Source organism: Pedobacter rhizosphaerae (genome assembly GCF_900111155.1).
In the GTDB taxonomy this organism is placed as follows: Bacteria; Bacteroidota; Bacteroidia; order Sphingobacteriales; family Sphingobacteriaceae; genus Pedobacter; species Pedobacter rhizosphaerae.
Genome location: NZ_FOGG01000027.1, coordinates 38,342 through 61,471, shown reverse-complemented (window position 1 = coordinate 61,471; position 23,130 = coordinate 38,342). Strand labels below are relative to the sequence as shown.

Sequence of the window (23,130 nt, the reverse complement as noted above, 5' to 3'; positions counted from 1 at the left end):
AGCCAGGATCAAACTCTCCATTGTAAAATGTGTTTTGAAACTGACCAGTTTAACCAATGTTAAATTGATCTTCTTTTTTAATTTTGTCTGTTAGTCACTGACTTTAAAATAAAGCGACGGTATTCTGTACTTGAATGCGTACTTCATTACCCCGCTACGCTACATTGACATCTCTTTTAAGAACTTGCTGATCTGGTAAACCTCACGGCCGATCATTTTTTATATCCTCAAGGCTCTCGCCCTTTTTCAATCTTTCTTTTCTCATCTTCCCGACATCCGCCGTTCCGACTAACCCGCTTCGTTTCCGTTTGGGATTGCAAAGGTAGAAAAACAATCTGCAACTGCAAACACTAATGCACTTTTATTTTCAGACTAAAACCTAAAACAATGATTATCAGGAAGAAAAAATATTAGAAAATTAAAACTTTATTGATGGCGGAGTGTTTTGGCGGCCAAAGAACAGTTGAACTGATTTTCATAAACCCGACTGTATGGAAAACCCGCGGACGAGGTACGAGGACGGGGATTTGGAAGGAAGGCGGGACTGATGTAACCGAATGACACAGGAACCTGCTTTTCTAAGGAATGAAAACGAACAGAATATTGGAGATGCCACAATAATTATATAGATTTATATATGTTATCGCTCAAAAAATGGTCTTCTGATTTACTAGGATTACTTTTCCCTAATCTTTGCAATGCTTGTGGGGCGGCCTTACTTCTGCAGGAAAACCTGATTTGCACCAAATGCTTTTACGACCTTCCTTTTACCGACTATCATTTACATGCCGAAAACCGGGTGGCTAAGCAACTTTGGGGAAGATTACCGATCCATGCCGCCATGGCCATGCTTTACTTTAGGAAGGCCACTAAGGTTCAAAATTTGATGCATAACTTAAAATACAACGGCAAAACGGATGTAGGGATTACTTTAGGCAAGTTAATGGGTGACCGATTAAAAACCGGTGCAAAATATACTGGTATTGATTTGATTATTCCCGTACCGCTGCACGAACAGAAATTTAGGAAAAGGGGCTATAACCAAAGCAGCTTTATTGCCGAAGGCGTTGCTAGTGCGATGGAGATTCCTTTTAGCGAAGATACCTTAATTAGGTGTGTAGCTACAGATAGCCAGACGAAAAAGAGCAGATACACCCGATACGAGAATATGAAATCGGTTTTTAAGGTATCTGATGCTTCAGCTATTATGGATAAACATGTTTTGCTTATTGATGATGTAATTACAACTGGAGCAACGTTAGAGGCATGCGCCAATGAATTACTTGAACGGGGGGCGGCAAAAGTTAGCATTGCGGCTTTAGCTTTCGCTGAATAATTTTCTCATATTTGAACTATGCGAGCAGTTGCGAATTACCTCATCTTATTTCTCCTTATGGCTTCTGCTTGCCGTAAGGGTGAGCGCGTTACCGCAGATCCTACCGCTAAATTGAAATTTAATCAGGATAGCATAGTTTTTGATACTGTATTTACGTCTACCGGTTCGGCGACTAAGAGGTTGAAAGTATTGAATCCGTACCATGATGCGCTGAACATTACCGAAATAAAGCTCGCGGGCGGCAACACCTCTCCTTTTAGCCTTAATATTAACGGACAGAGCCTAAACACCAGGAACAATGTGATTTTGAATGGCCAGGATTCTTTAAACATTTTGGTAAAAGTATTGATTGATCCAGATGCCAGGAAATTACCATTCCTGGTTCAGGATTCTATTGTTTTAACGACCAATGGCAATAAACAGGTAATTCAGCTACTGGCTTACGGCCAAAATGCTGTTTTTATAAATACCGCAGCCATTACTGCCAATACGATTTGGACGAAAGCCTTACCTTATGTGATTAACCATTCGGTAACGGTAGGGAATGGCGCGACTTTAACTATTGAAGCCGGCACGAGGATCCTGTTTCATAAAGATGCAACACTGTATGTTGACGGGACTTTGCTGGCAGAAGGCAAGGTTACAGAACCCATCGAATTTAGTAGCGACCGCCTGGAAATACCTTACAGCGACTTAGCCGGGCAATGGAAGGGATTATACTTTAGGAGGACTGGAAATGGGGTGATTAATTATGCCCGGATTAAAAATGCTTCGATTGGAATTACTGCCGATTCGCTTTCAACTACTGCTAATCCTAAGCTTATTTTAGCCAATAGTATAGTTAAGAATATGCAGGTTGCGGCTTTTATCGGTTATCATTCTGAATTAACGGCTTTAAATAATCTGGTTTATAACTGTGGCAACTACTTAATTTATGCTGTTGGTGGAGGAAAATATAACCTTAAACAAAATACCTTTGCCGGGTATAACTTAAGCTTTCCGCGCAAAACGGCTGCACTTACTTTTTCTGATTACTTTTCTGCCAAATCGTACAATGGCTTACAATTGAACCTAACGAATAATATTATATGGGGTAACCTGAGCAACGAGTTGGATATTCAGCATAAAACAAGTGCCCCGGTTCAAAGCACTTTGCTTAATAACCTCATTAAAACAACGATTAGTGATTACAGTACCAACAACCTGGTTAATGCTGACCCACTCTTTATTGCTGCCATTCTTGAAAACTTTGGATTAAGCGGCACGAGCCCTGCTATAAAAAAAGGGGCAAACTTAAGCAGCGACCCCTATTACAACACTTACCTTAATAAGGACCTTAAAGGAAAAACAAGAATTTTTCCCTCATATTTAGGGTGTTATGAAAATTTTTAATTTTTTTTCATTCTTTCAAAACCTTTTTTGATGGAATGACGTTTATATATTCGAGAGCGTTAATTTAGATGGTAAGGGTCGATATTTCTTATAAAGAATATCGGCCCTTTACTTTTTAATCGAGATTTTCGGGTTTAGCAGGATGTTCAGGGCGGGTGAGATTTTATAGATTATGGAGCGTTTAGGGCACAAAAAAAGCAGTTACAAATACATGCAACTGCTTTTGGTATGTTAAAACCTTTGGGTTTATCTTATTTATATAAAGGGAAAGCGCTTACTAACTTAATTACTTCTGCTTTTACAGCGTTTAAGTTTGCTTCGTCTTCTGGGTTAGTTAATACCTGATCAATAAGCTCAACGATTTTTTCCATTTCAGCTTCTTTTAAACCACGAGTGGTAATTGCTGCTGTACCTACGCGGAAACCTGAAGTTACAAATGGTGATTTGTCATCAAAAGGAACCATGTTTTTATTCACGGTAATCTCTGCTTTCTCTAATGCGTTTTCTGCAAGTTTACCAGTGATATTTTTATTACGCAGATCGATTAACATTAAGTGGTTATCTGTACCGCCAGAAATGATACCGTAACCTCTGGCAACAAATGCTTTTGCCATGGCTTGTGCATTCGCCGCTACTTGTTTAATGTAGGTTCCGTACTCTTCTGTTAAAGCTTCGCCGAAGGCAATTGCTTTAGCTGCAATAATGTGCTCTAATGGTCCGCCTTGTGTTCCAGGGAATACAGCCATATCCAAAAGATTACTCATCATACGGGTTTCGCCTTTAGGTGTTTTTAATCCCCAAGGGTTTTCGAAATCCTGTCCCATCATAATCATACCACCACGAGGGCCACGCAAGGTTTTGTGGGTAGTTGTAGTAACGATATGGCAATGCGGAAGTGGATTAGCCAACAAACCCTTAGCAATTAAGCCTGCAGGGTGAGAAATATCTGCCAATACCAGGGCACCAATTTTATCTGCCACCGAACGGATGAATGCATAATCCCACTCGCGTGAATAAGCAGATGCACCACAGATAATTAATTTTGGCTTTTCGGCCAACGCAACTTCTTCTAATTTATTATAGTCGATAAGACCTGTCTCTTTTACTACTCCGTAAAATAAAGGCTGATAGAGTTTACCTGAAAAGTTAACCGGAGAACCATGTGTAAGGTGACCACCGTGAGATAAATCGAATCCTAAAATTTTATCGCCAGCTTGCAAAACTGCCAACATAACCGCAGCATTTGCTTGGGCACCAGAGTGAGGTTGAACGTTAACCCAAGCGGCTCCAAATAATTGTTTAGCTCTATCGATAGCAATCTGCTCTACCTGATCTACCACCTGGCAACCGCCATAATAGCGCTTTCCTGGTAGGCCTTCTGCATATTTGTTGGTTAATACTGAACCTGCAGCTTCCATCACCTGCTTGCTTACGAAGTTTTCTGATGCAATAAGCTCTAGGCCATGTTCTTGACGGCTTAGCTCCTTATCGATGAGTTCAAAAATTTGGTTATCTCGTGTCATCCTTTATAATAGGTTTGTGTTTTTTTCGCAAAAGTAAGAAATTTATTGATAGCATAGGGATGTGAACAAATCTTTCGGCAAAATTCATTTTGTATTTATGTAATAAGCAAGGCTTTAACAAAATTTCTCTCGCAAATGCGAAAAATTATCCATTCATATTCTCCATTCTCGTTTTTAAAGCCCTATTCATTTCATCCATTATATAAAAACAGACAAAATATGACGTTCTACGATGTTAAATTTGTCTAATTAATACTATAAAGCCAAACAACCTTCATAATCAGTGATTTTTCCTCAAAATTTTAGGGAAAAAGACAAATTAATTAACAAAACAGAAACAGTTAATTAACAAACTGACATGAAAAGACATAATTGATGATTTTTTCCTTAACAAACTGAAGCACTTGAACCCATAAAACGCATAAAACATGGAAAAGCACACTATAATCGGTATCACACCCTTCGAAATCCCAGATGTTCCTTTAGTTTCAAGTCTTCATCAAGCAGACTTTTTCCCTGTACTGAGCCTTGGATATGATCAAGCTGAAGCCGAAGCAGCAATTCGGGAGGTTGACCAGCAGCAAATTAATTTTGGCGTATGCTTCTCTACAGCATTTACCAACCTGGCTTTGCCCCCATCCGTAAGTACAATTATTGCTCCTTTCGGGCTTACCGTAAATAAACATGCCTCTGCCAGGATCATTTATCAGGTATTTGATTTAGAATCGGCCCTACTGGCTCAAAAAAGCGGCGCCGACGGACTCATTATTAAGGGCAATGAAGGTGCAGGTAAAGTTGCCTATGAATCTTCATTTGTACTTTTCCAGAGGGTTATACAGGCCATTACCGAAATTCCGGTTTGGGTGCAAGGAGGTGTTGGCGTTCATACGGTAGCCTCACTAATGGCGCAAGGGGCAGCCGGTATTGTATTAGATAGCCAGCTGGTTTTATTTCCAGAGTGCAGTGCTCCCACAGAGATCAAAAATATTTGCAGCAAACTAAGCGGAACGGAAACCAAACTCATTGACGATTGCAGGGTTTTGGTTCGACCAAATTCGCCGTCATTACCGGATGATGTGAAGCTTGATGAATTAAAAAAATATTTTGGTGGATTTGATTTAGAAAAAAACTATCTGCCAATGGGACAAGATATTGCGCTTTCTATTGATTTAGTTACAAAATATAAAAAATTAGGTAAACTGGCTTATGGTATCAAGGAGGCCATATACGGCCACCTTAAGCAAGCCAAGGCCATTAATATTATACAGCCCAATAATCCATTGGCTACAGACCTGAACATTACCTACCCTATTGCACAGGGGCCTATGACGAGGGTGAGTGATGTTGCTCCATTTGCCAATGCGGTATCTGAAGCAGGCGCACTATCTTTTATTGCGCTTTCATTGCTTAAAGGAAGCTCGGCCAAAAACCTTATCGAAGAAACTAAAAGACTGGCTGGCGATAAAACCTGGGGAGTTGGCATTTTAGGCTTTGCACCGCAAGAGCTGCGGGATGAGCAGCAGGAATACATTCTGGAGGCTAAACCACCTGTGTTGCTTATTGCAGGGGGCAGGCCTTCGCAAGCAAAGCCTTTTGAAAAAGCCGGAATTAAAACGTTTTTACATGTTCCATCTGCAGCGCTTTTGGATTTATTCTTAAAAGAAGGCGCAAAGCGGTTCATTTTTGAAGGCCGGGAATGTGGTGGCCACGTTGGCCCATTATCCAGTATGGTGTTATGGGAAAAGCAAGTGGAACGACTTTTAAAGGAAGAAAATCCGGAAAGCATCAGCATATTTTTTGCCGGCGGTATTCACGATGCCTTTTCTACAGCCTTTATCTCTATCATGACTGCTCCCTTGGCCGCGAAAGGGATGAAAATTGGTGTTTTAATGGGCACTGCATATTTATATACCAAAGAGGCTGTAAGCACTGGTGCCATATTAAACAAGTTTCAACAGGAGGCCCTTCAGGCATCAGAAACAGTTTTACTGGAAACCGCTCCTGGCCATGAAACCCGCTGTTTAAATTCTTCTTTTGCTGATTTCTTTAATGAAGAAAAATTAAGGCTACAGGCACAAGGCATAGATAAAAAGGAAATCTGGGCTAAATTAGAATCGCTAAATGTAGGTCGCTTACGTATTGCAGCTAAAGGCATTGAACGGCGTGGCGACGAACTGGTGCAAATTAACGAGCAAGAGCAAACTGACCTGGGCATGTACATGATTGGGCAGATTGCACCAATGCACAAAGAAATATTCTCGCTGTTAGAACTGCATCAGGAGGTAGCTGAAGGCAATTTCAGGCACATTAGCAAGGCCTTACTTCCTGCTCCACCAGCCAATCCGGCTAAATCTCTTGACGTAGCTATTGTAGGTATGGCTTGTATTTTCCCTGGTGCAAAGAATCTGGAAGAATACTGGAAAAACATTATTTCAGGTAAAGATTCGGTAACGGAAGTACCTGATGAGCGTTGGAATAAAGCACTTTATTATAATCCGGAATCAACTGCCGGAGATATGTCGCACTCTAAGTGGGGTGGATTTATCCCCAGAATTGACTTTGATCCTCTTGAATTCGGAATTCCACCACAATCACTCGCCGCTATTGAGCCTACCCAACTATTAACCTTGCTGGTAGCTAAACAAGCCATGCAGCATGCCGGTTATGCCAATGGAGGGGTTGACAATGAAAATGTATCGGTTATTATTGGTGCCGAAGGTGGTAATGATTTAGCCAACAGCTACAGTTTTAGAGGATATTACAAACAAGTTTTCGGCGAGATGCCTGCTGAGCTGGATGCCGTACTTCCTAAAACTACAGAAGATTCTTTCCCGGGTATTTTAGCCAACGTTATTTCTGGTCGCATCACCAACCGCTTAAATTTAGGCGGAAGAAACTATACTGTTGATGCGGCCTGCGCTTCATCATTAGCGGCCATTGATCTGGCTTGCCAGGAACTGTTCTTAGAAAAATCGGACATGGTACTGGCCGGAGGTGCAGATCTGCACAACGGCATTAACGATTACCTGATGTTCTCCAGCACCCATGCACTTTCTAAAAAAGGAAGATGCGCTACTTTCGATACAGAGGCAGATGGAATTGCCCTGGGTGAAGGTATTGCGATGGTGGTTTTAAAAAGACATGAAGATGCCTTGAGAGATGGTGATACGATTTATTCCGTTATTAAAGGGATTGGCGGATCAAGCGATGGGAAGAGCCTGGGCTTAACGGCTCCACGAAAAAACGGACAAATCAATGCCTTAGAAAGAGCTTATCATCAAGCTGGTATTACGCCTTCGCTAATTGGATTGGTAGAAGCACATGGTACAGGTACCGTTGTTGGTGATAAAACAGAAATCAGTGCTTTAACCGATATGCTTAATCAATCGGGCGCTGTGGCTGGCCAAACGCACCTCGGCTCTGTTAAAACCCAAATTGGCCATACCAAATGCGCCGCAGGTTTGGCGGGGTTAATCAAAGCATCATTGGCTTTGTATCACGGAGTGAAGCCTCCAACCATCCATTTAAAAACACCCAATGCCATTTACAAACCAGAAACCAGCCCATTCGCCTTCAATACAGAAGCAGGTTTATGGTCAGAAGAAAAACGTTACGCCGGAGTAAGTGCATTTGGTTTTGGTGGTACCAACTTCCATGCAGTACTCGAAAACGGTACTGTACCGCAGCAAGCTACCATTCTACAATCGTGGCCAGCAGAGTTATTTGTTTTTAAAGGCGATACTTATGAGGAAGCCAGAACCCGTTTAAGTGCCGTTAAACAAATCTTGGAAATCAATGATCAGATTGAACTTAAAAATATCGCTTTCAGTTTAGCTACCGGAGATCAAAAACCGGTTCAACTGAGTATCATTGCAAGCAGTGCCGAAGATCTGGCCATGAAAATAGATCTGGTACTTTCTGGCGTAGAGAGTAAAGATACTTACCGCACACAAAAGAAAGCAGGTAAAGTTGCCTTTATGTTCCCGGGCCAGGGCAGCCAAAGGGTAAATATGGCCAGAGAACTTTTTGTGGTTTTCCCTCAAATGAGAAAACTCATCAAGGATTATCCGGCCTATGAAAAAATTCTTTTCCCAAGTGCTGTATTCGATGCCGACTTAGCTAAAGATCAAAAGGAGCGCATTAAGGACACCCGAATGGCGCAACCCTTATTGGGGATTGTTGACCTTGCCATTGCCAATTTCCTGCAATCCTTAGGCATCCAGCCTGATATGGTTGCGGGGCATAGCTATGGTGAACTTCCGGCATTGTGTTTTGCTGGTGCTTTTGAAGCCGATCAATTGGTAGCGTTAAGTGCAAAACGTGCTCAATCCATTTTGGATGCGGTAGAAAATGGCGATCCCGGAACCATGCTGGCAGTAAGCGCTAAACCAGAAGAACTTGCTCCATTTATGAATGGCTTAGCTGTATATCCGGTTAATTTCAACTCGCCTTTACAATGTGTGGTGGCTGGAACAACAGCAGATATTCAGAAACTTTCGGCATTACTTAAAACGGCAAAAGTTTCTTTCAGGCCCCTGGAAGTGGCTTGTGCCTTCCACAGCCCAATTGTTGCCAAATCAAAAGACCTTTATCAGGAAGTACTGTCTACCGTGCCTTTTAATGATTTGCAGATCCCGGTTTGGTCTAACACCACGGCAAAGCCTTATCCGCTAGAGGCTTCGGCCATTAAAACACGTTTAACCGATCATTTGGTAAAGCCCGTGTTATTCGTTGATGAACTGAATGATATGTACGAAGCAGGTGCCCGCATCTTTATAGAGGTTGGTCCAGGCAAAGTACTTTCGGGCTTAACCAAAGCTTGTATTGGTAAAGACGAAGTGATTTTACATACCGAAGATCAAGGATTAAACAAGGTTAGCCACCTTTTGGCCACGCTGGCGGCTTATATGGCTACCGGACGCCAAATCAATTTAGCGCAGTTATTTGAGGGCCGCTCTACCCAATTTATTAAACTCGATGAACCAGGCAGCTATAAAAAAAGCCCTGCTATTTGGTATGTGAACGGACAGCAAGCAGTTCCATCAACAGGCAAGCTTCCGGCGAATGGTGCATCACCTATTACCCAACCCATTGTTATGAAAACAAACGCTACCCATACAGAAAATACACAGATTAGTGGTTCTGCCAAAGATTTAATGATGCAGGAATATCTTCAAAGCATGAAAGCATTAATTCAGGCGCAAAGAGATGTTATGCTGTCTTTCCTTGGTCAGGTACCGAATGTAACGTTCAGTCAAGCTCCCGCTGTAACTCTACAGTCACCAGCCCCCATCAGCATACAAACGCCTGTAGTTGTCAATGAAATGGCAGTTGCCCAGGCACCAACCGCAGTTGCTACGCCAGTGCAAAAGGACTTCAAGTTGGTGCTCTTGCAAATTGTAAGTGATAAAACCGGTTATCCGCAAGAAATGCTGGGAATGGATATGGATTTAGAAGCCGATTTAAGCATCGACTCAATTAAACGTGTGGAGATTATTGGTGCCCTACGGAATGAACTGGGCGGATTCTCTGCGCTTAATCAATCTGAAGATAAGATTATGGAGCAATTGGCTGGTTTAAAGACCTTGAGCAGCCTAGTAACCTGGATTGCCGAAAATTCAGCTCAGCCTGCTACTGCAGTTGCAGAAGCTCCCGCTGTATCGGCTACAAAAGCAGAAACAACTGTAAAGTTTTCTGCCGATGAATTAAAAGCAGCCATATTGGAAGTGGTAAGTGAAAAAACCGGATACCCAAAAGAAATGCTGGGAATGGATCTTGATCTCGAAGCCGATTTAAGTATCGATTCTATTAAAAGAATGGAGATTATTGCCGCCCTGAAAGAAAAAGTAGGTTTTGGGGCTCAAAATGACCAAGCTGATGATTTAATGGAAAAGCTAGCGGCTATAAAAACATTAAATAGCCTGGTGAACTGGATTGCCGATGTGGAAACTGAAAGTGCGGAAGTGCTTACGGAAGCCAAAAAAATTATTGAAGAAAGTATAGAAGATCAGACTGTTCAGGAAAAGCTATCCAGATTACGTTTCGAACTTACCCCTGCAGCTCTTACCGTTACAGAAGCGGCTATTTTAAAAGGACAACGCTTTGCCATTACCGATGACGGTGCAGGACAAGCCATTAAAATTAAAAACCTGCTCGAGAAACATGGCTCTACTGTCGATATCATCAATTTTGATGATGCGTTAACAGATTATCAGGGGCTCATTATCCTCAACATGTTCGAAGCACAAAAGAAAGCGGGAATTATTGATCATTTCTCGATGATTAAAAAAATTAATTTTGAGGCTGTAAAATGGGTTTACCTGATTTCTGACACCAAGGGTTATTTTAACGATCAATCGGATATTTCTTTCTTGCGTAACTACCAGGGCTACTCTGGCTTCTTCAAAAGTTTAGATCGGGAATACGAGCAGGTAAAATGCCGTTTCATCAGTTTAGAAACTAAAATGTCGGCAGATGAAGTAGCCAACATGACTTTGAATGAAATCTTAAATCCTGATAAACCTTCTGAGATCATATATAACGATCACAAAAGACACATCATGGAATTAGTACCTAGCCAGTTGAGTACCACGAGCGATGATGAACATATCAAGCTGGATAAAAATGCGGTAGTTTTGGTTTTAGGAGGTGCGCAAGGTATTACTGCCGAGTTAACGATTCACTTCGCCAAAGATTATCCTTGTAACTACATCCTGGTAGGCCGCTCTGCTAATCCACTCTTATCTGCCAATGAAGCTACCTCTTCTTTAAGCAGCAAGGACGAGATCAGAAAATATTTAATTGACCTGGGCGAAATTAAAAAGCCTGCAGAGATTGAGCAGGAAACCAATAGGATCTACAAAAACAATCAGATTTTAAAAAGTATTGCCACGTTGCAGGAAGGAGGCTCTACTGTTGTTTACGAATCACTTGATTTAAGAGATGAAGCAGGCTTAACCCGACTGATTAATGATGTTTACCAGGAATATGGCCGAATTGATGGCGTAGTTCATGGTGCGGGCTTACTGGAAGACAAGCTATTTCAAAACAAAACCTCTGAATCTTTTGAACGTGTTTTCGATACGAAAGTAACGCCATTGAGAGTACTTGCAGAGCAACTTCGCCCGGAAACCCAATTTGTAATCCTTTTCTCGAGCATTGCCTCCGTTTACGGAAATCGTGGACAAACCGATTACGCCGCAGCCAATAGTGTAATGGATAAATATGCCTGGGCACTAAAACAACGCATAAAAGGCAAGGTGATGGCCATTAACTGGGGGCCTTGGAAAGGTGCCGGAATGGTCTCCCCTACGCTCGAAAAAGAATATCAACGCCGTGGTATAGCCTTAATTCCTTTAAAAGACGGAATGGAAACTTTCTTAAACGAGCTTAAATATGGTAAGGAAAGCCAGGTATTAATTATGGCGGGAAATACCTGGACTTAAAACGCTTCTAAACTGAACAGCAAATGAAGAAAGACGACGTAGCTATTATAGGAATGTCTTGTGTTTTCGCTGGTGCGAAGGATGTGGCAAGTTTTTGGGAAAATATCATCAATCGGGTAGATGCTACGCAAATAGTTCCGGCAGACCGAATTGATCCGGTTCATTTTGATAAAAATGTAACTGGCGTAGATCGTTTTTACTGTAACCGTGGCGGCTTTATTCCCGATTACGAGTTTGATCCGCAGCGCTTTGGGATTTTACCCCTGGCGGTTAGTGGTACAGAGCCTGATCATTTAATTACGCTAGATCTGGTTCATACAGCATTAGAAGATGCAGGCATTTTCGATAAACAGGTAAGCCTGGATAAAACAGGTATTATTATCGGCAAGGGTAATTATGCCGGAGCGGGAGCTACACGGGCAATCGAAATTGTACGTACGGGAGAGCAGATTTCCAGCTTACTGAAAGATTTAATGCCTCAGCTTTCTGCACAGGAAATTGAGAAAGTAAAGCACGAATATCAATTGCGCAAAGGCAGGTTTAGCGCCGATACGGCCATGGGACTTATTCCCAACCTTGTAGCCTCATTGGTAGCCAACCGTTTTAATCTGGGAGGCTCGGCCTTTACTGTTGATGCAGCCTGTGCAAGTTCTTTAATTGCTGTAGACCACGCCGTGCAGGAACTGCATACCGGAAGATGCAATATGGTTATTGCAGGGGGTGTACACCTGGGCCAGAATGCTGCTTTCTGGAGTATCTTTTCGCAGCTCGGAGCCTTATCCCGCCAGGAAAAGATAAAACCCTTCGACCAAAATGCCGACGGATTAATTATTGGTGAAGGTTGTGGTTTTGTGGTGTTAAAACGCCTGGAAGACGCACACAAAGATGGCGATAAAATATATGCCGTAATTAAAGGTACGGGAGTGAGCAGCGATGGTAGCGGCACCAGTGTAATGAGCCCGGCTGTAAAAGGACAAATTAAAGCCATTCAACAAGCCTGGGAAAACGCCGGTGTAGAAAGTAAAGACATTGGCTACCTTGAAGCGCATGGAACAGGAACGCCACTGGGCGACAAAACTGAAATTGAGACTTTAAAACAGTTTTTCGGTCAGGATGCAGGCTTAGCTAAAGCGGGGATTGGCTCAGTAAAATCAAATATTGGCCATGCCATGCCCGCAGCCGGCATTGCCGGTTTAATTAAAACAAGCCTGGCCTTATACCATGGCATTATCCCACCTACCTTAAATTGTGAGCACCCCATAGATCAACTTTCAGAAACCAGATTTGCAGCCGTTCAACAACCTATTGATTGGGATCAATCGGGTTTACCCAAACTGGCCGCGGTAAACGCCTTCGGCTTTGGGGGAATTAATGCCCACGTAGTGCTAGCAGCTTTTGATCGCCCTAAGAAAGATCCTGTTTTGGTTATCGCCAGACAAACGCATCAGGAATTAATCGAAGCTTTAGAGCACGAAGATTATAGTAAAGGTGAGGGCAATTATCGCCTTGCTGTGTTTAACCCTACACCTGATCGATTAAAAAAAGCGCTAAAAATTGCAGTCAAAAATACACCTTGGCGCAATAAACAAGATATATGGTACACCAATAAACCGCTGCTAACAACAGGTGGAAAAGTAGCATTTGTATTCTCGGGCTTAGATGGGCTCTCGGGAGGTGAAGTTGAAACTGTAGCCCAATATTTCAACATTGAAGTTGACGAAAAGGAAAATCAGGAAGGCTTATTAAGTGAGGCTTTAAAAGTATTAAACAAAAGCAGCGTTTTAGACCAGGCCTTAAAGCAGCTTGGGGTAAAATCAGACATGAACGCTGGCCATAGCTTAGGAGAATGGCTGGCTGCCAGATCTTCTGAACTGGCAGAAGAAAGTTCGGTGATGAATTTATTGAAGGTGCTCAACCCGGAGACTTTCGATTTAAAGGATTCCAGATTTATTGCTGTGGGTTGCGGACTCCAAATTCTTCAACCCATAGTAGAAAGTATCCCTGATTTATACCTTTCTAACGACAACTGTCCGCAACAGGTAATCTTGTGCGGAAGTCAGTCTGCACTTACGGAACTGGTGCCGATATTAAAAGCCAAACAAATTTTCCACCAGATATTACCCTTCCAATCGGGATTCCACTCTCCTTTCGTTGCCGATAAGCTGGAATTGATTTTGGATGGAATGCAAAATATGCAATTCCGGAAAACGACGACCCCACTTTGGTCGGCAACCACTTTGGAGGTTTACCCGGAAGGTTTTGAAGCCATCAGACAGCTAAGTGCCGAGCACCTCATTAAGCCAGTACGTTTCCGGGAGTTAACAGAAAAGCTCTATGTAGAAGGTGCACGGGTGTTTATACAGGTGGGTTCTGGAGGATTAACGGGTTTTATAGACGATACCCTAAAAGGAAAAGACATCAGTACCATAACAGCCAATGTACCTATCCGATCGGGAATTACCCAATTGCAACGGGTTTTGGCTGCACTCTTCATTGAAGGGAAGGAAATAGGCTTAGAATTTTTAGGAAATATAAAATCGAATCCCAATAAAAACAGCAAGGGTATTAAGCTCGAACTGGGATCACCCATTATTCATGATCTCCAAAGTTTAAAAGGGATCACCATTAAACAGCCACAGCCAGCTGCGCCAGTTAATTTCCCGGCACATTCCAGCAATCCTGTTTTACAGGCTTTCAATGAGAATATGGTAGAGATGATGAATATGCAATCAGAAATTATCCAGCTTTTTGAAAACCCTGCTCTGCAACCAGCCATTCAAAGAGATTTAGCCGTAGAAAAAACATTCCCGCCTAAGCGGATAAATTTTGAAAAGCTTTTGGATGTAAGCCTGGATAATTGCCCTTACCTGATAGATCACGCTTTACTCAGACAGCCTAAGGGATGGCCCACAGTAGAAGACATGGATCCCGTTATCCCCATGACCATGATTTTTGAACTCTTTGCGGAAATTGCACATGAGCAGTCTCCCGCAGAAAAAGTTCAGAAGATTATGAACATCCGTGTTTTTCAATGGATGAATGTAGTTAAGCCTTTCCGCGAAACGGTAACCGGAGAATGGAAGGATCAGCAAAAGGTTTACCTCAACCTGGAACGTTTTGCCAATGCAGAAGTACAACTGGTGGCAGAGTTAAGCACTGCTCCTACCCGCAATTTTGATATCGGAGAACCATTAAACATCGATCGGACTACCGAACAAATATACGATGCACACATGTTTCATGGCCCGGGTTACCAGGGAATAAAAAAATTAACCGCTGTGGGAACCAAAGGAATTACCGGGATTATTGCAGCAGGAAATGGAAAAGGCTCTTTACTGGATAATGCCGGACAGCTTTTCGGGCTTTGGCTACAGCTTACTTTAACCAAGGATAGAATTGCCTTCCCGGTTAAAATTCAGGAGATTGAGTTTTTTAGCGATCTATATGATCAAAAAGGCGATTTTCAATGTACTTGTGTGCTCACAGAAATTAACGATGAATTTGCTACGGCAGATATTGTGATGAAGCGCGATGGGCAAATCTGGGCCATCCTTTCCGGATGGCAAAACAGAAGACTGGAAATAGACGAACCTTTGTGGAACGTTTCCATGTCTCCACTGCACAACCGCTTATCAGCAGAGATTGCCCCTGGCGTTTTTATGTTTAACAATGCCTATACACGGGTAGTGTCCTGGGATTTCATTTTAAAACGCTATTTCAATCAAACAGAAAAGCAACATCATCAAAATTTATTACCCAATAAACGAAGAACCTGGATGATCAGCCGGGTGGCCGTTAAAGATGCGGTAAGAAATCTGCTCAATACCCAGAAACAGCAAGCCTGTTATCCCATCACTTTCGAGATTTACTCAGACGAGTTCCGTAAACCTTATGTTAAAGGTGGCCTCACGGATGGAATTCAGGTTTCTATTGCACATAAAGGAACAGATGCAGTTGCTATTGCCCGGCTGGATGAAGCGGTGGGCATCGACATCGAGTTGATTGAAGCACGAAGTCCGGCTTTTTTCGATCTGGTATTTACGGAGATTGAAATGCTCTTACTCGAAGGCCGGTATAAAACCGAGTGGGCAACCCGTTTTTGGGTAGCTAAGGAAGCATATGGAAAGTACTTAGGCAAAGGCCTTCAAGGGAACCCAAAAGCTTATACAGTTTCTCATATTGATGGCGAGGAACTAACCATTAACAACAAAGTAATTAAAACAATTAAACACCATAACTATATCATCGGATGGACACTATAACTACAGCAACTAAAATGAACAGTGAAGAGATTTTTAATCTCATGAAGCAATTTATCACTGAGGTGATCGGAGAAGAATTTGTAGAAGAGATGGATATCACTCCTGAAAGTTCTTTCACTAAGGATTTAGAGATGGACAGTATTGAAATTGTATCCTTCTCAGAAAAAATTAAAGCCCATTTTGGGGATCAGATTGATTTTACAGGCTGGCTTTCTGAAATGGATTTAGATCAGCTGATCAATCTAAACTTAGGGATGATCATTTCTTACATTGAAACATGCCAATCCTGAAAATAAACGATAGAGAGGTTCATATCCAGGAGCTGAACAAAGCTGCGGCAGAAACCGTAATTCTTGTTCATGGGATGTTTAGCAACCTTTCTGTTTATTATTTCAGCATTGCTCCAATTTTAGCTACACAATTTCACGTAGTACTATACGATTTAAAAAGCCACGGCATGAGCGAGAAAACCCTGCATGGTTACGATCTCAATAGCATGACCGATGATTTACTGGCTTTAATGGAGGCTTTGAACCTTAAAAAAGTTCATTTAGGCGGGTACAGTTTCGGAGGCCTGATTGCCTTAAAAATGGCCACCCGATTTCCTGAGCGGATTAAAAAACTGGCTGTTATTGAAGCTCCAGACCCCAGCGATGAAAAAGCCAGAGGTATTATTGATGAATATAGCCGTGAATTTTTAGAACATTATGTAGAAAACTTTACCGATACCACAAAGGTGAAAATGGGTAAAAGGCAGATGGAAAAGAACCACCGCATGTACGAATACCTCTTCTATCAAACCAGTATTAAACAGGATATGATTAATGAGCAGGACTTTTTTGGCGCAGGCGGATTAACCCGGGTTCCACATGAAACGTTTTTGCTTTATGGCTGGTTCTCCAATTGCCTGGATGCAGGCAAACTGCTCAATAAGAAGATCAAAAACTCACGCTTACTGGCCATTGAAGGCGACCATAACATTCCCATACAACATCCGCAGCAGGTTGCAGATGAACTTTTAATCTTTTTCAAACAACCGTAAATCTATTTGCTATGGCCAAATTCGCATTCATTGTACCCCCTTTAACCGGGCATATCAACCCTACGCTGAGTATGGGCGCAGCACTTTTGCAACGCGGACATCGGGTAGCCTGGATCACCCTGGATGAATCTTTAGCACAAAAATTACCAGTGGGAGGTGAATTGCTGCATATTCAATATGATCAGAATGATCAGCAAAAGAAAGATTCAGAAAAATACCTCGATATCATCACCAAAAAAATTGTTTACGGTATTGACAGCATTAAATTCCTCTATGAAGAGGTACTCATTCCCTTAAACAGACACAGCTATGAAGGTATTGTTAACCTATTAGATGAATTTAAGCCTGATTTGGTGATTACCGATCATCAGATGTTTGCCGGAGCCATTGCTGCAGTGAATAAAAACTATCCTTATGCCACCTCTGTAACTGCTCCGGCAGCTTTAAAAATCATGGACGAGCTGCCTAAAGTGCATGAATGGGAGGTTAATCAAATTGTAACCTTGCAAAAGGAACTAGGTCTTGAAGGAACAGATTCTATCGCTTGTTCTGAATTATTAACCCTAGTTTTTACTTCTCAGGCATTTTTTGGAGAGATGGAACTCTCAGACAATTTCAGCTTTATAGGCCCCGTGCTAAATAGCCGAAAGGTTGCCATCCCGTTTAACTGGGAAGAGTTCCACGCCAATAACAAACCTAAAATATTAGTGAGTATAGGCACTACCTTTGATCACGAGCATAAGAAAAGCTTCTTTGCCAAGGTAGTAGAAGCCTTTTCGGATGAAGACTTACAAGTGATTGTGGTTTCAGACCCTAACCTATTTGAAGAATGGCCCGCTAATTTTACCGTTCAGCAACAGGTACCACAATTAGATCTTTTGCCTCATTTAACAGCTGTGGTTTGTCATGGCGGCCATAATACCGTTTGCGAAACCCTAATGAACGGGCTTCCGATGGTGGTTATCCCCATTGCTTATGATCAAAGCCATGTGGCAGGTCGTGTATTTCGCGTAGGTGCAGGCGAACGCTTAAACTTCAATCGTTTTAAAGCCCATCACCTCAAAGAAGCTGTACACAAAGTGATAACTGAGCCCAGCTACCGGGCAGCTGCCGAATACATCAAACAATCGTTTATTGATGCCGGCGGAACACCTACTGCCGCAGATCTACTCGAAGCCTATGCCCAAAAAACTCCTTCTTTATTGATCAGTTAAATCTACTATTATGTCAAAATTCCTATTCGTTGTTCCTCCTTTTTTCGGCCATATTAGCCCAACGCTAAGTATTGGAGCCAGTTTGCTTGCCCGCGGACATGAAGTAAAGTGGTTGGGTATTACTCCCCTTGCTCAAGCCCATCTTCCAGAAGGTGGCGAGTTTATCTACCCCGAGGCCGATTTAGCAGAATACCAGGATGAAATCCAGCGGATTCTGAAACGTCAGGACGATGGACCAGCCTGCTCCGGCCCCGAAGTGATGAAGCTTGCCCTCGAAGAAACTTATGTTCCCTTTGCCAAAATGATGATGAAGGGCTTGAATAACTTTGTCGATCAATGGAAGCCCGATGTAATTGTGAACGACTGTATCACTTTTGCAGGTTCATTGTGTGCTATATTAAAAGGTATTCCAAATGTAACCACCACTCCTGTTCCTCCAGATGTTATGGGTGATACAGCCTCCAGTGCGCCAAAAATATTCGAGTGGCAACAGAACCTCATTAAAGGTCTTCAAAAAGAAGTAGGCATTTATGATGATGATATCCATATTCATTCACACGAACTCAATATGGTTTTTACCTCACAGGCGTTTGCCGGTTTTGAGGAAAAGCCTCCACATATGCAATTTGTAGGCCCCGTTAAAGGAAGACCAAATCTGGCTCCATTTGACTGGGAAAGACTTGCACAGGCCAAAACGCCCAAGGTTTTTGTTTCCCTGGGAACCTTATTAGTTGATATTAGGAAAGAATTCTTTCAGAAGCTGATTACGGCCTTTGAGCATGAACCCGTAACGATTATTGCAGCAACTAACCCTGATATTTTTGAGCAATGGCCAGATAATTTTATCGTCAATGGCTTTGTTCCACAATCTGAGTTAATGCCACACATGGACGCTGTAATTTGCCATGGCGGATTTAATACCGTTAACGATACCTTCAGCAATGGCCTGTCCATGTTAATTACGCCTATTGCCTACGATCATTTCCATACGGCCAAACTCATAGAAAAAGCGGGTTGCGGCGTAAGTATCCGCTACAAGCGATTACGCATCAGCGACTTGCGAAATACCGTTTTCGAATTGCTCGATAACCCTAAATATCGCCTTGCAGCAGAAAAAATTAAACAAACCTTTATTGATGCCGGCGGAAACGACAAGGCGGTACAACTATTGGAAGATTTTGCAATGGAAGCAGTGAAGGATGGATTGATTGAATGAATTAATTAGTGAATGAGTGAATGTTTTGGTACGATTGAGGGGCATTCTATCATTCAAAACTTAATCATTCTAAATTAATAAATGAGTGAAGGAAGGAATGAATGATTGATTGATTGAATGAATTAGTGAATGTTGGATTGGCCGATTGAGGGGAAATATTCTATCATTCAAAACTCAATCATTCAAAATTACAAATTAGTGAATGAATGAATTAGTGAATGAGTGAATGTTAGATTGACCGATTGAGGGGAAATATTCTATCATTCAAAACTCTATCATTCAAAATTACAAATGAGTGAAGGAATGAATTAGTGAATAATTGAATTAGTGATTGATCGAATGAGTGAATGTTGGATTAGCCGATTGAGGGGAAATATTCTATCATTCAAAACTCTATCATTCTAAATTACAAATGAGTGGATGAATGAATTAGTGAATAATTGAATGAGTGATTGATCGAATGAGTGAATGTTTGGTACGATCGAGGGGAAATATTCTATCATTCAAAACTCAATCATTCAAAATTAACTACTATGAAAAGAAAGTTATTTTTCGGCGAGCGGATGTTGTATGGCGATGGAAAAACGCCTTTCAACTGTGTTATACCCATTAAAATTCGGGGATATATTAGTGAAGCTTTGTTAGGCCAGGCCCTAAAACGTGTGCAAAAGAAACATCCCTGGTTAACAGCGGGCATCCGCCTGGACGAAAAAAAATGGCCCTGGATGGTAACCAACCTGACAGAAAAATTTCATATCCCGGTAAGAATTGTTGAACGATTAAATGACGATCAATGGCAAGTGGAATCTAAAAAGGAATGGGCTACCGCTTTTGAAGCCAGTAGTAATCCTTTGGTTCGCATCGTTTGGCTTCGTTCGCATACCCTTTCTGAGATTTTACTCGTGGTTCATCATTGCCTCTGCGACGGCACTTCTGCCATGAGCATCCTTAAGGAATTGGTAGTGTTGTTAGACAACCCCGAAGCAGATATCGGCAAAGAAATTCCCATTCAGAGCCTGGAAGATATTATCCCCGCTAAGGTATTATCCAGTTATCGCAGTAGAATTAAATCCGGGTTAATCGGTAAAATGACTACCATGGCCTTATGGCTGATTCCAATTAAAAAAATCCCTTTTGAAAGAAAGGAAGATTTTATTTTAAGCTGGAAATTCAACGAAGAAATAACCGCAGGTATCGTTCAATTCTGTAAAAAACACCAGTTTACAGTCAATACATTATTGAGTGCAACCTTACTTACTGCCTTTAAAGCAGTGAGAGGAGAAAAGGCATTTAATAAAATTTCGCTTCCTGTTGATGTCAGAAATTATAACAAGGCCATAAAAGCCGATCATATTTTTGCCTTCGGATTAATGATTGTTCTTTCGGCTTACCCAGAAAAAGACTTTCTAAGCAATGTAAAGTCGATCCAGCAAGATGCCAGCCAGAAACTTGCTAAGCTTAATCCATACAGCCTCATGCTAATGATGGAAGCTTGCCATTCGGCCTTAACCAATTTCACCAACCTGTTAAAGTATGGGAAATCAAGCAACGATTGTATGTTCTCTAATCTAGGCAGGCTAGACATTCCGCATCAGTACAAAAACTTTGAAATTGAAACCATATACAGTCCTTCCGTGATGGGGCCTCTGGGTAATACCACAACCTTGGTTGTCTCTACCTATCGCAATCAGCTGGATTTTTCATTTATGGCAAGTGAAGGCTATCTCCCACGTAATGAAGCCGAAGCCATTAAGGAAAAAGTAATGGAAATTCTTTTGGCACAAATTAAAATCCCTGCACCAGAACTTGAGCACGCATGAAAAGAAGATTAATTTTAGGAGAGAGAATTATGCACGTAGATGCCAAAACACCATTGAACTGTGTTTTTGGAGCGAAGGTTTCGGGCTATATTGACGATGTTAAGCTAAATACCGCACTACTTAAAATTCAACACAAACATCCATTGCTTCGCATGAAAATCGATCATAGCGGTAAAGATCCTTATTTCGTGCTGAATGAACAGATGGCGAAAATTCCTGTTAGGATAGTTACCCGCATGGGAGACTACGATTGGCAAAAGGAATCTAAAAAAGAATGGTATAAATTATTTGATCAGGAAGACCTGCCCCTAGCCCGCTTGGTTTGGTTAAAGGGTGATACTTTTTCTGATCTGCTATTGGTTTTACCGCATTGTATTTGCGATGGTACAACCATTCTCAATCTCATGCGCGAGCTGATGAGCCTCATTGATCATCCTGAACAAGAACTACCTTCTTATGCGTCCTTTTCATCTGTACGCGATTTGCTTCCGGCAGATTTTATGCACAACCGCATCAGTCACTTTAAAGGCAAAGTATTTTCGGCCATATCAAAGCTTTTCTTTTTATTCAAATCCACGAAGTACAAAAACATTGAACAGAATAATTACGTATTAAACTGGAAATTTTCAGAAGCGCATACGCAGGCACTCCAACTCCAATGTAAAGCAGAAAAAACGAGTATCCATGCAGCGCTTTGTATTGCCTTTTTAGAGGGATTTAAAACGGTTAAGGCTGAAAAAGCGCATGGTAAAGTAATCTCTCCGGTCGATATCAGAAGATTCGTTCCGGTGATTAAAAAAGACACTATGTTTGCCTTCGCTCCCATTGCAGAGTTAAAAATAGATCCAACCATTTCTGATTTTTGGGATAAAGCCCGAAAATTAAAGGCCGATTTAGAAGAAAAAATTGCTGAGATGAAGGTATTCGATTTATTAAACATGAGCGAATACTTCCACTCTTCTGTAAATAAAATGGTAAGCTTTTTAAAATCAACCGAAGGTTCTCACGATGTTACCCTAAGCAATATGGGCCGTTTAGATATCCCTGCTGTTTACCAGGATTTTAAAATTGAAACCATTTACAGTCCTACGGTAGCCTTTCCCTGGCGAAATGCAAATACCCTGGTAGTAAGCAGTTTTAACAACCAATTGGATTTTTCTTTCTTGTCTAATGCGTCTTTTCTAACAGAGTTTGAAGCCTGGCAAATTAAAACCGAAGCCATGATTGTACTCACCAACCATTTAAACAAACCTGTACATGCTTGAGGAAGTAGAAAACGAACAGTTGAAAAAGCAAAAGTGGCGACGCTTTTTGATTAAAAACCTTTTAATCTACCTGGCTCCCAATGTCATTTTCAATGCACTGATCCCCTATATTGTTTTTAAACAGCAGGGTAGCGTTCAGTTGCTGGATGGAAAGGAAAATCTCGTACGCTTCTTACTCCCCATGTCGCTGTTGCTACCTTTTATCCTCACCTTCGACATTTTAAAAAAAACCATTGAAGCCGCCTTAAAAAAGCAGTTTCACATGGAAGTAGATGAAAGCTTCCCTAAACGCCGCTTTATATTCAGGTTAGCAACCTGGCACGCCCTACTAACTTTCCTAACCGTTTCACTTTTTGTACTGAGTTTGCACTTATTCATGCCTCCAGGCTACCAATATGATATTACTATTTCCTCTCTCTTTATCGGAACATTAGCAGGGGTTTATTCCCTGCTATTTCCAGTTTTGTCTATAAATAAGTTGAAGAAAAGCGGACACCTGATTTAAAATTATCATTTAAACACAAAATCCATTAAGAAGGGGCCGAGCACACACAGTATTTTTATCCTGAGCATGCCGATGTAAAATCTACTAAGTCTTCGACAGGCTCAGACTGA

12 protein-coding genes are annotated in these 23,130 nt (G+C 41.6%); 11 read left to right on the top strand and 1 reads right to left on the bottom strand.

Features of this window, described 5'->3' with window-relative positions; translation table 11 throughout:
* Positions 1 to 637: 637 nt before the first annotated feature.
* Both BMX11_RS18175 and BMX11_RS18170 read left to right on the top strand, forming a co-directional pair.
* The gene (locus BMX11_RS18175) at positions 638 to 1,336 is read left to right on the top strand and encodes a ComF family protein (RefSeq protein WP_090886891.1); all 699 of its coding nucleotides are present in this window, start codon (positions 638 to 640) and stop codon (positions 1,334 to 1,336) included.
* An 18-nt stretch (positions 1,337 to 1,354) separates the two neighbouring features.
* Entirely contained in the window at positions 1,355 to 2,728 is a 1,374-nt protein-coding gene (locus BMX11_RS18170; protein WP_090886889.1) for a right-handed parallel beta-helix repeat-containing protein, read from the top strand.
* A 251-nt stretch (positions 2,729 to 2,979) separates the two neighbouring features.
* On the opposite strand, the gene glyA is transcribed toward BMX11_RS18170, so the two are convergent.
* Complete coding sequence (glyA, locus tag BMX11_RS18165) at positions 2,980 to 4,251, bottom strand: serine hydroxymethyltransferase (RefSeq protein ID WP_090886887.1); 1,272 nt, start codon at positions 4,249 to 4,251, stop codon at positions 2,980 to 2,982.
* Positions 4,252 to 4,679: 428 nt separating this feature from the next.
* On the opposite strand from glyA, the gene BMX11_RS18160 reads away from it, so the two are divergent.
* From BMX11_RS18160 to BMX11_RS18120, 9 genes are all read left to right on the top strand, one after another.
* The gene (locus BMX11_RS18160) at positions 4,680 to 11,696 is read left to right on the top strand and encodes a type I polyketide synthase (RefSeq protein ID WP_090886885.1); all 7,017 of its coding nucleotides are present in this window, start codon (positions 4,680 to 4,682) and stop codon (positions 11,694 to 11,696) included.
* Between the two features lie 23 nt (positions 11,697 to 11,719).
* The gene (locus BMX11_RS18155) at positions 11,720 to 15,958 is read left to right on the top strand and encodes a type I polyketide synthase (protein WP_090886882.1); all 4,239 of its coding nucleotides are present in this window, start codon (positions 11,720 to 11,722) and stop codon (positions 15,956 to 15,958) included.
* On the top strand, positions 15,946 to 16,248 hold the full coding sequence (locus BMX11_RS18150) for an acyl carrier protein (protein WP_090886880.1): 303 nt from the start codon (positions 15,946 to 15,948) through the stop codon (positions 16,246 to 16,248). Before BMX11_RS18155 ends, BMX11_RS18150 begins: the two co-directional genes overlap by 13 nt.
* A complete protein-coding gene (locus tag BMX11_RS18145) occupies positions 16,236 to 17,000 on the top strand; it encodes an alpha/beta fold hydrolase (protein ID WP_090886878.1) in 765 nt (254 codons plus the stop codon). Before BMX11_RS18150 ends, BMX11_RS18145 begins: the two co-directional genes overlap by 13 nt.
* An 11-nt stretch (positions 17,001 to 17,011) precedes the next feature.
* Positions 17,012 to 18,214, top strand: a complete 1,203-nt coding sequence (locus tag BMX11_RS18140; protein ID WP_090886876.1) for a glycosyltransferase — start codon at positions 17,012 to 17,014, stop codon at positions 18,212 to 18,214.
* Between the two features lie 10 nt (positions 18,215 to 18,224).
* The gene (locus BMX11_RS18135) at positions 18,225 to 19,430 is read left to right on the top strand and encodes a glycosyltransferase (RefSeq protein WP_090886874.1); all 1,206 of its coding nucleotides are present in this window, start codon (positions 18,225 to 18,227) and stop codon (positions 19,428 to 19,430) included.
* Between the two features lie 533 nt (positions 19,431 to 19,963).
* Positions 19,964 to 21,250: a condensation domain-containing protein gene (locus tag BMX11_RS18130; protein ID WP_090886872.1), complete on the top strand. Its 1,287-nt coding sequence runs from the start codon at positions 19,964 to 19,966 to the stop codon at positions 21,248 to 21,250.
* Positions 21,247 to 22,515 (top strand): phthiocerol/phthiodiolone dimycocerosyl transferase family protein, encoded by a 1,269-nt coding sequence (locus tag BMX11_RS18125; protein WP_090886871.1) that lies wholly within the window; start codon positions 21,247 to 21,249, stop codon positions 22,513 to 22,515. Before BMX11_RS18130 ends, BMX11_RS18125 begins: the two co-directional genes overlap by 4 nt.
* Positions 22,508 to 23,020, top strand: a complete 513-nt coding sequence (locus tag BMX11_RS18120; RefSeq protein WP_090886869.1) for a hypothetical protein — start codon at positions 22,508 to 22,510, stop codon at positions 23,018 to 23,020. The genes BMX11_RS18125 and BMX11_RS18120 overlap by 8 nt, the downstream gene beginning before the upstream one ends.
* The last annotated feature ends 110 nt before the right edge of the window (positions 23,021 to 23,130 follow it).